Here is a 12,790-nt window from a genome sequence, read left to right on the forward strand (position 1 = left end):
ATGTCTGCGCAAGCCCTGGGCGTTGAACCTTCGAAGATTAGAGCAATAGAAAATCCGGTAGGAGCTAGTTTTGGTGCCAAAATGAGTACTCATACCGAAGCATTGCTGCTGGCCGCTCTAATGGCAACTGACAGGCCGGTTTGCTTGCGTTTTGATTTTGCGGAACAAATGTACTTCAGTGGTAAGCGTGCTGCCTGCTATTTCAATGTAAAAATGGCAGCTGATAAGAATGGAAAATTGCTGGCAATGGAAGAGGATTTTCTGTACGGCCATGGCGCTTACCACAAAGCAACTTCTGACCCGCTTATGGAAAAAAGCTTGCGTTTTGCCGGTGCAGGCTATCACATCCCCAGTATTCGCGGCATCGGAAGAATGACTGCTACGAACCAGGCATATGGCACTGCTTTCCGGGCATTCGGCGCCCCGCAGGTTATGTTTGCCACAGAATCCTGTATGGATATGCTGGCTGAAAAAGTTGGCATGGATCCATTGGAATTCCGTTATATTAACGCTTACCGTCCAGGTTCCACAATGCCTTCCGGTTGTGAGCTGGATGTCCATCCCTTGCCAAAATTGATTGAAATGATGCGCCCGAAATACAAAGCAGCTATGGAGCGCGCCAAGAAAGAGTCTACGCCTGAAAAAAGAAGGGGCGTAGAAGTATCACTGGGGGTATATGACAGTTCGTTTGGCTACAATGATGTTGCTCATATCGATTTTGAGCTTAATCCTGATGGAACAGTAACGCATTACAGCGGATGGCCCGATCAGGGGCAAGGCGCTGACGCTGGGGCGCTGGTTTTGGCGCATGAAGCTTTAAAACCGCTTGGATTAAAACCGGAACAAATCCGTCTATTCATGAATGACACTGCTGTCACGCCGTATACCGGTCCGGCGGCGGGAAGTCATTCCCATTTTATGGCAGGAAAGGCAACTATTGACGGGGCTAACAAACTGATGAATGCCATGTGTAAACCTGACGGGACTTTCCGTACGTATGAAGAGATGGTAAAAGAGAACATTCCAACAAAATACAGAGGCTTTGCTTCCACTGCAGATTGTTCAACGCCGATAGATTTGAATACAATGCAGGGGGGCCAAACCCGACTTATACTTATGGCGTCTTCATGGCTGAAGTGGAAGTCGATACAAAGACAGGAAAAACAAAAGTACTGAAAATGACTTTACATGGTGACTTTGGCACTATCGGAAGCCGGTTGGCCGTAGACGGGCAAATGTATGGCGGGCTTGCACAGGGTGTCGGCTTGGCCCTTAGTGAGGGCTTTTATGATCCCGCGAAACATCAAGACTTGATTTCACAAGGATTCCCGTATATTCAGGATATTACTGATGAGCTGGAAGTGGAATACACCGAGACTTACAGGCCTTCCGGACCGTTCGGCTCTTGCGGATGCGCCGAATTGCCTTTGACTTCGCCGCACGTGTCAATAATAAATGCTATTTACAATGCAACAGGAGTACGTATTTTTGATCTGCCGGCTTTACCGGAAAAGGTACTTGCTGGTTTGAAGAAATTAGAAAGAAAAGAGAAGATAGAATCGCCGAAATATTTCTTTGGCAGTGATATGAAGGCAGAGATTGAGGAGTTCCAGAAGAACCCCATTGTTATGCCTGACACAATCGCGTAAATAAACAAATAATCAGACCGTTCTGGCTACTGCTTTTAAAGGGTAGCCAGAATGCTTCCTGTGAAAAATATAAAATAATGGAGATAAAACAATGAATGTAAAGGATATTCTAAATCTAGAAAACTTATGCATTCAGGAGGAGCCGGTATATTGTTCCGCTGTTTGTCCGGTACATGTTGACGTGCGCTCCATGTTAAAGCAAATTCAAAAGGGTAGCTTTTCGGACGCAGAGAGACTATATAGAAAAAAAGTGATTTTCCCTAGTATTGTCAGCCGTATATGCGATGAGCCTTGTAAAAACGCTTGTTTGCGCAATAATTTGGATGATCCTTTGTCTATTCGCTTACTGGAAAAGGCATGTGTGGATTATAGCGGGAAAAACAAATGATAGGCGGGTATTCGCTTGCCAGGAAGAAGCAGCAAATTGCGGTTATAGGCGGGGGATTGAGCGGATTAAGCTGCGCAATGGAACTTGCCGGAAAAGGATTTAACGTGACAGTGTTTGAAAAGTCCGGTAAATTAGGCGGCAGGTTGTGGGATATGGACCGTGATTTATTGCCTGAACAGGTAATTAAAGAAGATATAAGACAAATCGAGGAGAACGGCGTCAATATAAGATTAAATAGCTGCATTGCGGACCTTCCCGACTTAAATTTTGATGCTTTGTATGTTGCGACCGGTATATGCGGTAATACCTTTGGACTCGACATGGAGAACGGAATAATTCAATATGATCCTGTTTCTCTGGCAAGCTCGCATAGCGGTGTTTTTGTTGGCGGAAGTCTTTTAAGCAAAAAGTTGTGCTCGCCTATACACTCCATTGCACAGGGTGCTCGCGCTGCAAGGTCTATAGAGCGCTTTGTGCAAAATGTTTCGTTAACAAACGGCAGGGAAAATGAGGAAACACAGCATACTCGTCTTTATACCAATATAAAGCATGAGGATCGTAAACCTAAAGTTTTACCGAAAGAAATAAGCAGCCAATATACAGAAAAAGAAGCAATTGACGAAGCAGGCAGGTGTATGCAATGCGAGTGCAAGGAATGTGTTAAAGCTTGCGATTCCCTTGCCCATTTTGGCCACTATCCCAAGCGGCATCTGCGCGATATCTGTAAGACTTTGACTTCCTTGCAGGGAATAAGAAGTAAAATGATTGCCACCCGCGTTATCAACTCATGCAGTTTGTGTGGCTTATGTAAGGAACTTTGTCCCAATGACCTGGATATGGGAGCAATATGCCTGGAATCCAGACGCATCCTGGTCAATAACGATACTATGCCGCCTGCGTTTTATGAATTCTGGCTTCGGGATATGTTAAATGCAAATGACGAGAAAATTTGCATTTTTAAAAATCAGCCTGGGACCCCGACAAGCAAGTACCTCTTTTTCCCGGGATGCCAGATGGGTTCGTCATTTCCCGGGTACGTAGAAAAAACATATAAATACCTGATAGAATGTCTTGACGGAGGAATTGGGCTGGCCGTAGCATGCTGCGGGGCCCCGGCGGAATGGTCCGGACGTAAGGAATTGCATCAAGAGCACCTGAAGTCGTTTGTGAATAAATGGGAAGAGATGGGAAGGCCTCAGGTGATTCTTGCCTGCACCACCTGCCAGAAAATGTTTAGCAAATATCTACCTGAGGTTCCGGTAAAATCACTCTGGGTTATTATGGAAGAAAACAAACTTCCACTTAATGTAAAAAAAGGGGGGAGCGCTCCGTTGCACTTTATGACCCTTGCTCAAGCAGGTATTTCCCGGACATTCAAGAAAGTGAACGCAGATTATTGAAAAAATTGGATTATCGAATAGAAGAACTGGCATTTAACGGAAAATATGCACAATGCTGCAGCTTTGGTGGTTTGATATCAACGGTCAACCCGAAACTGGCGCAAAAAATTATTGAACATAGAATCAATGCCAGCCCTTATGATTATGTAACTTATTGCACCAATTGCCGTGATGATTTTGCACGTAATGGAAAGCCTGCCTGGCACATGCTTGATTTAATCTTTGAACAACCGTTTAACAAACGGGCTTTACGTCGCCCGCCTTCATATTCTGAAAGAAGAGCAAACCGCATTCACTTGAAAGAAGAGCTTTTGAATGATTTGTGGGGTGAAAAAGTGGAAGTCCCTAGAAATGAGTATGAAAAAATTAATTTGTTATTATCTGAAGAGCTGGCTGCCAAATTAGTCAAAGACTACATTCTTATGGATGAAGTCAGGCAGGTAATACATTACGCCGGAAGTACCGGGTATAAGCTGATTGATAATGATAGCAAGCACTTTATAGCACATCTGCAGCTTGGTATAATCACCTATTGGGTAGAGTACCTGCCTGTTAGCAGCGGTTATAAGATATATAATGCCTACAGTCACAGGATGCAGATTATGGAGGAAAAGAATTGCAATGAAAGAGCTTGAAAAAAGCAACATGATGTGCGGTAAATGCAATATGTTCTTGGAAGATGGCAAAATAGACTTAACTTATCAAAAGCAGTTTATACCCGTTAAATTACTAAGGTGTCCAAAATGCGGCCAGGTTTATATTTCGGAAGAACTGGTTAAAGGAAAAATGTTTGAAGTTGAAAAGGCTTTGGAGGATAAATGACGGTATAATCTGTACTCCCAATTAAGCTTTATTGACTCGAAGCCAAAAATTTACGAGGGCAGATTAAGAACCGGCGGCTTATTATTTTATAGCAAAACAAAGAAGAAATATTCACTTGATGGCATTAATGGTTTTAAACCTTACAAAATAAAAAGACCTCCTGAAACTTAATACCACCGTTGGGCATTTATGCTTTGCTTTTAATTGTCCGATTCCCTGGATTTATTTTATTGTAAAGGTAAATTTATGCTGGGCTTACTAGTAAGTAGGCCTTTTTTATTTTGGCCTGATATTTGCAATGTTGTAATTGAGTTGATAATAATTAGTAATGTAAGAAAAGTCGTGTTTTTCTATCAAAGAGGAGGATGATAAACGTGTATTTAGAGAAGGCGAGGGGGTCCCGCTAATAGTAGGTTCATAAACACTGGTGAATAGGACTAAATATTCAAAAAAGGAGATGCTCCAATGTCACAAAATGCTTCAGCGTGGGCGATGACGCTTGAACGGTTGGAGAAAGCTGCAAAAATAGCTGAGTTGGATCCAGAAGTTACGGCTTTACTTAGAGAACCCCAGCGTATTTTTGTAGTAAGCTTCCCAGTTCGTATGGATGATGGCACGACAAGATTATTCAAAGGTTATCGAGTGCACCATAACCATGCTTTAGGGCCAATCATGGGAGGCACCAGGTTTCATGGTGAAGAAACGCTTGATGATGTAAAGGCCCTGGGTTTGCTAATGACCTTAAAAAATTCTCTTAATGGTTTGTCGGCGGGTGGCGGAAAAGGCGGCGTTGTGGTTGATCCTGATTCATTATCAAAAACAGAGTTGGAAAGGCTTTGCCGTGCTTATATCAGGGCTATTGCACCCATGGTTGGCACTTGGCTGGATTTTCCTGGAGCAGACCTGGGTACTGACTCCCAGACCCAGAGCTGGTTTCTTGACGAGTTGGAGCAAATGAATGCGATGACCCATAACCCCGCAGCCATAAGCGGTAAGGATATAATATTAGGCGGATCTCAGGGACGTGCTGCCGCTACAGGTTTGGGCGTTATGTTTTCCGTACGGGAAGCCTGTAGGATTTTGGGAATCCAATTAAAAGGCCTGCGTATTGCCATACAGGGAGTAGGTAAGGTTGGTGGTTGGGCGGCAAGTCTTCTTTATGAAAAGGGAGCTAAGATCGTTGCAGTAAGTGATGTTTTTGGCGGTGTTTGTGCCCCTGGCGGTATTAATGTTCCAGAACTGCTTAAATTTGTAGAGAAAACCGGAAAAGTTGAGGGTTTCTTTGGAGCAAAAGCAATAAACAAAAATGAGCTTCTTACCGTTGATTGTGACGTAATTATCCCTGCTGCAGTTCAGAACGTAATTAATACAAAAGTTGCTTCAAACATAAAAGCAAAAGTGGTAGCAGAAGGAGCCAATGGACCAACTACCCCCGATGGTGAAGAAGTTCTACTGTCCAGAGGTATTTTTGTGGTCCCCGATATACTTGCTAATGGTGGGGGAACAACTGTTGCGTACCTTGAAAAGGTGCAGAACTTATATGAATGCTACTGGAGCGAAAAAGAAGTTCATGCGAAGTATGAAGAGATGTTTGTCCAGTGTTTTAATGAAATCTATAAAATCTGCAAGGAAAAAGGTATAAGCATGAGGATGGCTTCTTACGTAAAAGCACTTAAACGTATAGAACTTGCAATTAAAGTCCGGGGATGGGTTTAAAGCTTATTAGCTAGCAATTATCCTTATTTCCAGATACTAATTTAGCTTATAGACAGATTAGGAGAAGCCCTTTGTGTGGTTGTCTGCTTATCGGTTTAGCAACTTAAATTACCTGGAAGAAAGTTTGACCCAAAAAACAACTCGCCAGTATATGGGGGAAACGATCTGGTTATCAACCTGAGAAATGATTTAAAACATTGATTTAATGATCAATAGCTGAAAAATTAAGCAATATAGGGTAAACCCCTTAGAAGGTGGTTGGTAATATAACAGCAACCCTCTATTTATAACTTGATTTTTAAAGTATGCATTCATCGGTTGTAAGATATAGGAATTGTCCAAGGCGCATTAACAGAAAAGAGCTTATAGCAGTCAAGCGGGAGAACTGTCACAGGTTAGCTTTGTTTCCGGTAAAAAGCCTTATTAATTTTATGATGCTTTTAAATAAAAGATTATTGTCCTTAAGAATAAAAAATAACAAGTTAGTATGAAATTAAGAATATGCCTCCTACCGTTAACGAAAAGGTAGGAGGCATATTTTAGCTTTCAGTAAATGAATCCACACTTCCAACCTATACTTGGTTGGCGCCCGGTATATGTTGGAAGTGTTAGAGCATTAAATAACGCCTTTAGCCCTTAAATTTTCAATATCATTTTTGCTGTAGCCAAGCGTCCCCAAAACCTCTTCTGTGTGTTGGCCAAGTAAAGGCGGGGCAGAATTATAACTCACAGGGGTAAGTGAGAAGTTAATTGGGCAGCCCGGAACTCTGACTTTACCAATCTTGGGGTGAGGCAGTTCCACAATCATCTGACGGTCGACTACCTGTGGGTGGTTGACAACTTCGCCAATTGAATTAATCATACCACAGGGGACTCTTTCTCCCTGCAGTTTCTCAAGCCATTCGGAAGCATTTTTTTCCTTAAACATATCTTTTAAGAATTGGTTCAATTCTTCTCTATGTTTGACCCGCATTTCATTTGTGGCATACCTGGGATCGTCAACAATGTTCAGATCGAGTGCTTTGCAGAAACGTTTCCAGATGTTATCGTTTCCGACGGCAAGAATGAAGTATTTATCCTTTGCTTTGAAAGCCTGATAAGGAACAATGGACGGGTGCGCGGAGCCCATACGAATGGGGTCCTTCCCTGAGGCCAGGTAATTGGCAGCCATGTAAGTTAACCAGGCTACTTCGGTTCCTAATAATGAAACATCGATATACTGTCCTTTTCCCGTTTCCTTTTTTGTCATTAAAGCTGATATGATTCCCATGGCCGCGTACATGCCTGCGCCTATGTCAATTAAGGCCACACCTATGCGAACCGGGTCGCCGTCCTTTTCACCTGTAATAGACATCAAACCGCCCAAGCCCTGCAGCAGCAGGTCGTAGGCGGGAAAAGTACGGTAGGGACCGGCTTGACCAAAACCTGAAATTGAGCAATAAATAATTTCCGGATTAACTGACCGGATAGTGTCGTAATCCAATCCCAGTCGTTTGGTTGTACCTGGCAAAAAGTTTTCAATAACAACATCACTTTTGGCAGCGAGATCCATCAGGATTTTGTGCCCTTCTTCTGATTTCATGTTTACAGTAACGCTTTTTTTGTTCCGGTTTATACTGAGATAATAAGCACTTTCTCCCTCAAGGTAAGGGGGACCCCAGGATCTTGTTTCATCGCCTTCTCCCGGTATTTCAATTTTAATTACCTCGGCGCCCAAATCACTCAACTGCATGGTACAAAAAGGGCCTGTAAGAACCCGCGAAATATCAAGTACTTTTACTCCTTTTAAAGGCAGTTCCATAGATTTCACTCCCAATATCCCCCGGCATTCCCGGTTGTTTTTTGATTAGTGCCTTTGTATTGAGCTGCAATTTGTACATCCTATCCCACCAATATTGAAGGGCAATCATAGACGGTAGTCTTGCTATTCAATTACGTGTCTCCGGGCTCTGAGTGATTTCCCATAATATCCCCACGCCTCCTTTTAATAGAAGTTAAGATAAGGTAAATAATGTTAGATTAGCGAGATTATTCTGCAACTCAATATGGCACCTTTTCTAATGATCTTTTAAACACTGCAAGATTCATGCGTATTTATTAGGAAACAAATTTTATGTATCTAATTTGCAAAAACCAGGTGTTAAGATTGTTTTTTCTTCACAAATGTCCAATTAAAAATTCTCGTGTTGAAAAATAATTTATTAGAAATTAACAAATTGAGAAAATATTTTTCGTTTAATGAATTTTGGGTATCCCACGCTAATATTCTATCGGTTGACACTTCTGAGGCAGAAAAAATGCCTGGAGTCTATAAGATTATTACAAGCAAGGATATAAAAGGCACTAACTGCATTAACGGAATTGTTTTTATACCCAGCAACAAGAGCGACGGATATGATCGGTGTGTTATCAATGATAAAAAAGTGAACCAAACTGATTGATACTGATAGCAAGCACTTTATAGCACATCTGCAAATTAATATAATCGCCTATGGGGTAGAGTACCTGCCTGTAAGCAGCGGTTACAATATATATAATGCCTACAGTCACAGGCTGCAGATTATGGAGGAAAAGAATTGCAATGAAAGAACTTGAAAAAAGCATGATGTGCGGTAAATGCAATTTACTTTTAGAGGTTGGCAAAATAGACTTAAGCAAAACAAAGAAAAAATATTCACTTGATGGTATTAATGGTTTTAACCTTACAAAATAAAGACCTCCTGAAACTTAATACCACCGTTGGGCTTTTATGCTTTGCTTTTAATTGTCCGATTCTCTGGACCAATTTTATTGTAAAAGGTAAATTTATGTTGGGCTTACTATTAAGTAGGCCTTTTTTATTTTGGCCTGATATTTGCAATGTTGTAATTGAGTTGATAATAATGAGTAACTTAAGAACAGTCGTGTTTCTTTATCAAAAAGGAGGATGGTAAACGTGTATTTTAGAGAAGGTTAGGGCGAGAGGGTCCCGCTAATAGTAGGTTCATAAACATTGGTAAATAGGACTAAATATTCAAAAAAGGAGATGCTACAATGTCACAAAATGCTTCAGCATGGGCGATGACGCTTGAACGGTTGGAGAAAGCTGCAAAAATAGCTGAGTTAGATCCAGAAGTTACGGCTTTACTTAGAGAACCCCAGCGTATTTTTGTAGTAAGCTTCCCGGTTCGTATGGATGATGGCACGACAAGATTATTCAAAGGTTATCGAGTGCACCATAACCATGCTTTAGGGCCAATCATGGGGGGCACCAGGTTTCATGGTGAAGAAACGCTTGATGATGTAAAGGCCCTGGGTTTGCTAATGACCTTAAAAAATTCTCTTAACGGTTTGTCGGCGGGTGGCGGAAAAGGTGGCGTTGTGGTTGATCCTGATTCATTATCAAAAGCAGAGTTGGAAAGACTTTGCCGTGCTTATATCAGGGCTATTGCACCCATGGTTGGCACTTGGCTGGATTTCCCTGGAGCAGACCTAGGTACTGACTCCCAGACTCAGAGCTGGTTTCTTGACGAGTTGGAACAAATGAATGCGATGACCCATAATCCCGCAGCCATAAGCGGTAAGGATATAATATTAGGCGGATCTCAGGGACGTGCTGCCGCTACAGGTTTGGGCGTTATGTTTTCCGTACGGGAGGCCTGTAAGATTTTGGGAATCCAATTAAAAGGCCTGCGTATTGCCATACAGGGAGTAGGTAAGGTTGGCGGTTGGGCGGCAAGTCTTCTTTATGAAAAGGGAGCTAAGATCGTTGCAGTAAGTGATGTTTTTGGCGGTGTTTGTGCCCCTGGCGGTATTAATATTCCAGAACTGCTTAAATTTGTAGAAAAAACCGGAAAAGTTGAGGGTTTCTTTGGAGCAAAAGCAATAAACAAAAATGAGCTTCTTACCGTTGATTGTGACGTAATTATCCCTGCTGCAGTTCAGAACGTGATTAATACAGAAGTTGCTTCAAAAATAAAAGCAAAAGTGGTAGCAGAAGGAGCCAATGGACCAACTACCCTCGATGGTGAAGAAGTCCTACTGTCCAGAGGTATTTTTGTGGTCCCCGATATACTTGCTAATGGTGGGGGAACAACTGTTGCGTACCTTGAAAAGGCGCAGAATTTATATGAGTGCTACTGGAGCGAAAAAGAAGTCCATGCGAAGTATGAAGAGATGTTTGTCCAGTGCTTTAATGAAATCTATAAAATCTGCAAGGAAAAAGGTATAAGCATGAGGATGGCTTCTTATGTAAAAGCCCTTAAACGTATAGAACTTGCAATTAAAATTCGGGGATGGGTTTAAAGCTTATTAGCTAGCAATTCTACTTATTTCCAGACACTTAGCCATAGTATTTGCATATCCGCATTCATTTTTGGCATGTTACATTGTTTTTAACCATTGCAAGATTGGTGCATATTCAATAGAATGCAAACTCTTATGTATCATTTTGCAAAACGGGTGCTGCGCCTAAAATTCTCGTGTTGAAAAATGTCTAATTTGGAATTAACAAATTGAGAAAGTATTTTTTTGTTCAACTGCTATGGGATATAATAGAATTGAGAGAAGTCCCTAAATACTGATAAAATTCTACAAATTTTTCAGTGGGTAGGTGTCTGATAAATGCTTATTAATGATGAAATAATTAAGCATATATGTGAATTAAAGATCATATCCCTTGGTCTGGATAATTGTGGAATATCCTGGTTTATTGTCTTGCAAAAAGAGCAAATGCCTTAAAAAGTGGCCGGAAAGCTAATAATTTCGGCCACTTTTGTCTTTTGGGGCCAATCTTTAGTTTTTAACAAATCTCAAATCTGCTCTAAAGGCATGGGATTTGCAAATAACATTTTGTAGATGTGCAGGGTAAGAGAACTATCCAATTTGTAGACTCGCGAGATGTATTTAAAAGATAGGAGGTGTACTGGGGTACATGAAAATCGCTACCATTCAACTAGCTAATGATGATAAGGAAACAAAATCCAACAGGATTTCCCGGGTAGAAGGGCTTCTGGAAAAAGCCTCCGGGGCAGACCTTTTTCTCCTGCCGGAAATGTGGAATGTGGGTTATTTTTCCTTCGATAACTACATGTCGGAAAGCGAAACACTGGAAGGAGAAACAATATCCTGGCTGGCCTCCAAGGCCAAAGAGCTTCAAGCATATATCTTCAGCGGCAGTATCGTGGAAAGAAATCAAGACAACAAGCTGTATAATGCTTCGGTGCTGCTGGATCCAGAGGGGAATATTATAGGTCACTACCGGAAGATCCACCTGTTTGGTTTCGGTTCGGCTGAACGGGCCGTCCTTTCTCCCGGTCAAAATATAACAGTAGTTAATACCAGGTTCGGTAAAATAGGGCTCAGTATTTGTTATGACCTGCGCTTTCCGGAACTTTACCGGAAGATGGCGGATCAGGGGGCTGAAATTATTCTAAATTGTGCGGCCTGGCCCTATCCCAGGGTTGAGCACTGGGTCCTGTTAAATAAGGCCCGGGCTATAGAAAATCAATGTTACTTTTTATCTTGCTGTTGTGCCGGGGCAAGTCGGGGCAAGCCGTTTATCGGCCGCAGTCAAATCATTGACCCCTGGGGTACAGTTGTAGCTAGCGCTTCAGAACGGGAGACCATCTTGAATGCGGAGATTCAACCCGAAGCTGTGGCTGCAGCTAGGAAGGAATTTACAGCTTTGAAAGACAGAGTGCTGAAAGTTTGATGTTTTGGTAAACAAATTCACAAGGAAAGGAGGAGAACGATGGAGGGTAAAAGACTGGAACTTTTTATTGACGGCCAGTTTGACCAAAGAGTCTTATTCACAGCCAATAAAATTATCAATGCCGGTTACACCGGGCGTAATCAAGAGGAAGTGCGTAAACATATTGAGGAATTAAAACTCCTGGGAGTGCCGGCGCCTGATCAGGTGCCTACTTATTACCCTAAACCGGCAGCGCTGCTTACGAGTGACGAATCGATTGAGATAGCTGATACCGATAATACCGGGGAAGCTGAATACGTGCTGCTTATAGGGGAAAATGAAACTGTTTATGTGGCTGCGGGAAGTGACCATACTGACCGCAAACTGGAAGGACTCAACAATATCTTAAAGGCAAAACAAATGTGCCCCAACTTCATATCAAAGGCTGTGTGGCGACTGGAAGATGTAGAGACTCACTGGGACGATATTATTATCCGGTCCTGGGTAAACGGTCACAGTGAGGCGGCTTACCAGGAATCAAAACTTTCAGCTATGATGGGTCCCAGGGAGCTTATAGAGCGGGTCAAACCGCTGGTAGCGGGACCAATGGCAGGAACAGTTATTTATTCCGGCACTGTGGGTACGTTGGGTGAAATCAAATTTAATAACCGTTTTGAGATGGAACTGGTTGATAAGGTTAGAGGGCAAAGGTTGTATTGCGGCTATTATTTAAAACTTATCAACTGGTTTGCAGGATGTTAAGAATATAAAGCAGGGGGGGATTCGTAATGGCAAAACCAGAGCTGGAGTTTTTTGATCATGACTTAAACATTGGTTGGAGGCAAGTAGAAGGGGCTCAGAAAGGGATTATTGAGAAGATTTTAAGTTTGGATCCTGAAACCGGATCGTATACCAGGCTTTTAAAGTTCCCTCCGGGAATGCTGACTAATGAATTATTAGTCCACGATTTCTGGGAAGAGGTTTATATCCTGAAAGGAAGCCTTACCGACCTCAATAAAGAAGAAACGTATATTGAAGGTATGTATGCCTGCCGGCCCCCGGGGATGAAACACGGTCCTTACAACATCCCTAACGGGTGTATGACTTTGGAAATTAGGACTTACGAAAAATAGGGGGAGAAAAG

13 protein-coding genes and 1 pseudogene are annotated in these 12,790 nt (G+C 42.2%); 13 read left to right on the plus strand and 1 reads right to left on the minus strand.

Features of this window, described 5'->3' with window-relative positions; genetic code table 11:
- The 7 genes from Psch_RS20550 to Psch_RS20575 all read left to right on the plus strand — a co-directional run bounded on the left by Psch_RS20550 (nucleotide 1) and on the right by Psch_RS20575 (nucleotide 5,975).
- Entirely contained in the window at nucleotides 1-1,176 is a 1,176-nt protein-coding gene (locus Psch_RS20550; protein ID WP_206663805.1) for a xanthine dehydrogenase family protein molybdopterin-binding subunit, read from the plus strand.
- Nucleotides 1,128-1,649, plus strand: coding sequence for a molybdopterin cofactor-binding domain-containing protein (locus Psch_RS21005; protein WP_243124270.1), 522 nt, complete (start codon nucleotides 1,128-1,130; stop codon nucleotides 1,647-1,649). The genes Psch_RS20550 and Psch_RS21005 overlap by 49 nt, the downstream gene beginning before the upstream one ends.
- Before the next feature lie 91 nt (nucleotides 1,650-1,740).
- Nucleotides 1,741-2,037, plus strand: a complete 297-nt coding sequence (locus Psch_RS20555; RefSeq protein WP_190259548.1) for a hypothetical protein — start codon at nucleotides 1,741-1,743, stop codon at nucleotides 2,035-2,037.
- Nucleotides 2,034-3,437 (plus strand): FAD-dependent oxidoreductase, encoded by a 1,404-nt coding sequence (locus Psch_RS20560; protein ID WP_190259549.1) that lies wholly within the window; start codon nucleotides 2,034-2,036, stop codon nucleotides 3,435-3,437. Before Psch_RS20555 ends, Psch_RS20560 begins: the two co-directional genes overlap by 4 nt.
- Nucleotides 3,410-4,072: a hypothetical protein gene (locus tag Psch_RS20565; protein ID WP_345789112.1), complete on the plus strand. Its 663-nt coding sequence runs from the start codon at nucleotides 3,410-3,412 to the stop codon at nucleotides 4,070-4,072. Before Psch_RS20560 ends, Psch_RS20565 begins: the two co-directional genes overlap by 28 nt.
- Entirely contained in the window at nucleotides 4,059-4,259 is a 201-nt protein-coding gene (locus Psch_RS20570) for a DVU_1557 family redox protein (protein WP_190259551.1), read from the plus strand. Before Psch_RS20565 ends, Psch_RS20570 begins: the two co-directional genes overlap by 14 nt.
- Before the next feature lie 465 nt (nucleotides 4,260-4,724).
- Nucleotides 4,725-5,975 (plus strand): Glu/Leu/Phe/Val family dehydrogenase, encoded by a 1,251-nt coding sequence (locus Psch_RS20575; protein WP_190259552.1) that lies wholly within the window; start codon nucleotides 4,725-4,727, stop codon nucleotides 5,973-5,975.
- 616 nt (nucleotides 5,976-6,591) lie between these two features.
- Here the strand turns inward: Psch_RS20575 and Psch_RS20580 are convergent.
- Nucleotides 6,592-7,776, minus strand: coding sequence for a CaiB/BaiF CoA transferase family protein (locus tag Psch_RS20580; RefSeq protein ID WP_190259553.1), 1,185 nt, complete (start codon nucleotides 7,774-7,776; stop codon nucleotides 6,592-6,594).
- 448 nt (nucleotides 7,777-8,224) lie between these two features.
- Here Psch_RS20580 and Psch_RS20585 point away from each other — a divergent pair.
- The 6 genes and pseudogenes from Psch_RS20585 to Psch_RS20605 all read left to right on the plus strand — a co-directional run.
- Nucleotides 8,225-8,407 (plus strand): annotated as a pseudogene (locus Psch_RS20585) (hypothetical protein); the annotation flags it as partial.
- A gap of 149 nt (nucleotides 8,408-8,556) precedes the next feature.
- Nucleotides 8,557-8,688, plus strand: coding sequence for a hypothetical protein (locus Psch_RS21515; RefSeq protein ID WP_282432493.1), 132 nt, complete (start codon nucleotides 8,557-8,559; stop codon nucleotides 8,686-8,688).
- Nucleotides 8,689-9,008: 320 nt separating this feature from the next.
- A complete protein-coding gene (locus tag Psch_RS20590; RefSeq protein ID WP_190259554.1) occupies nucleotides 9,009-10,259 on the plus strand; it encodes a Glu/Leu/Phe/Val family dehydrogenase in 1,251 nt (416 codons plus the stop codon).
- A gap of 628 nt (nucleotides 10,260-10,887) precedes the next feature.
- On the plus strand, nucleotides 10,888-11,667 hold the full coding sequence (locus Psch_RS20595) for a carbon-nitrogen family hydrolase (RefSeq protein ID WP_190259555.1): 780 nt from the start codon (nucleotides 10,888-10,890) through the stop codon (nucleotides 11,665-11,667).
- A 39-nt stretch (nucleotides 11,668-11,706) separates the two neighbouring features.
- Nucleotides 11,707-12,408 carry a DUF2848 family protein gene (locus Psch_RS20600; RefSeq protein WP_190259556.1) on the plus strand — a complete coding sequence of 234 codons (702 nt, stop codon included), beginning with the start codon at nucleotides 11,707-11,709 and terminating at the stop codon, nucleotides 12,406-12,408.
- Between the two features lie 26 nt (nucleotides 12,409-12,434).
- Entirely contained in the window at nucleotides 12,435-12,779 is a 345-nt protein-coding gene (locus tag Psch_RS20605; RefSeq protein WP_190259557.1) for a cupin domain-containing protein, read from the plus strand.
- The last annotated feature ends 11 nt before the right edge of the window (nucleotides 12,780-12,790 follow it).

The organism is Pelotomaculum schinkii (assembly GCF_004369205.1).
In the GTDB taxonomy this organism is placed as follows: Bacteria; Bacillota; Desulfotomaculia; order Desulfotomaculales; family Pelotomaculaceae; genus Pelotomaculum_C; species Pelotomaculum_C schinkii.

Bases quoted from the DNA above. Each gene is read 5' to 3' on its own strand.
- Psch_RS20550 (WP_206663805.1), top strand. From the start codon at position 1: ATGTCTGCGCAAGCCCTGGGCGTTGAACCTTCGAAGATTAGAGCAATA.
- Psch_RS21005 (WP_243124270.1), top strand. From the start codon at position 1,128: ATGGCTGAAGTGGAAGTCGATACAAAGACAGGAAAAACAAAAGTACTG.
- Psch_RS20555 (WP_190259548.1), top strand. From the start codon at position 1,741: ATGAATGTAAAGGATATTCTAAATCTAGAAAACTTATGCATTCAGGAG.
- Psch_RS20560 (WP_190259549.1), top strand. From the start codon at position 2,034: ATGATAGGCGGGTATTCGCTTGCCAGGAAGAAGCAGCAAATTGCGGTT.
- Psch_RS20570 (WP_190259551.1), top strand. From the start codon at position 4,059: ATGAAAGAGCTTGAAAAAAGCAACATGATGTGCGGTAAATGCAATATG.
- Psch_RS20575 (WP_190259552.1), top strand. From the start codon at position 4,725: ATGTCACAAAATGCTTCAGCGTGGGCGATGACGCTTGAACGGTTGGAG.
- Psch_RS20580 (WP_190259553.1), bottom strand. From the start codon at position 7,776: ATGGAACTGCCTTTAAAAGGAGTAAAAGTACTTGATATTTCGCGGGTT.
- Psch_RS21515 (WP_282432493.1), top strand. From the start codon at position 8,557: ATGAAAGAACTTGAAAAAAGCATGATGTGCGGTAAATGCAATTTACTT.
- Psch_RS20590 (WP_190259554.1), top strand. From the start codon at position 9,009: ATGTCACAAAATGCTTCAGCATGGGCGATGACGCTTGAACGGTTGGAG.
- Psch_RS20595 (WP_190259555.1), top strand. From the start codon at position 10,888: ATGAAAATCGCTACCATTCAACTAGCTAATGATGATAAGGAAACAAAA.
- Psch_RS20600 (WP_190259556.1), top strand. From the start codon at position 11,707: ATGGAGGGTAAAAGACTGGAACTTTTTATTGACGGCCAGTTTGACCAA.
- Psch_RS20605 (WP_190259557.1), top strand. From the start codon at position 12,435: ATGGCAAAACCAGAGCTGGAGTTTTTTGATCATGACTTAAACATTGGT.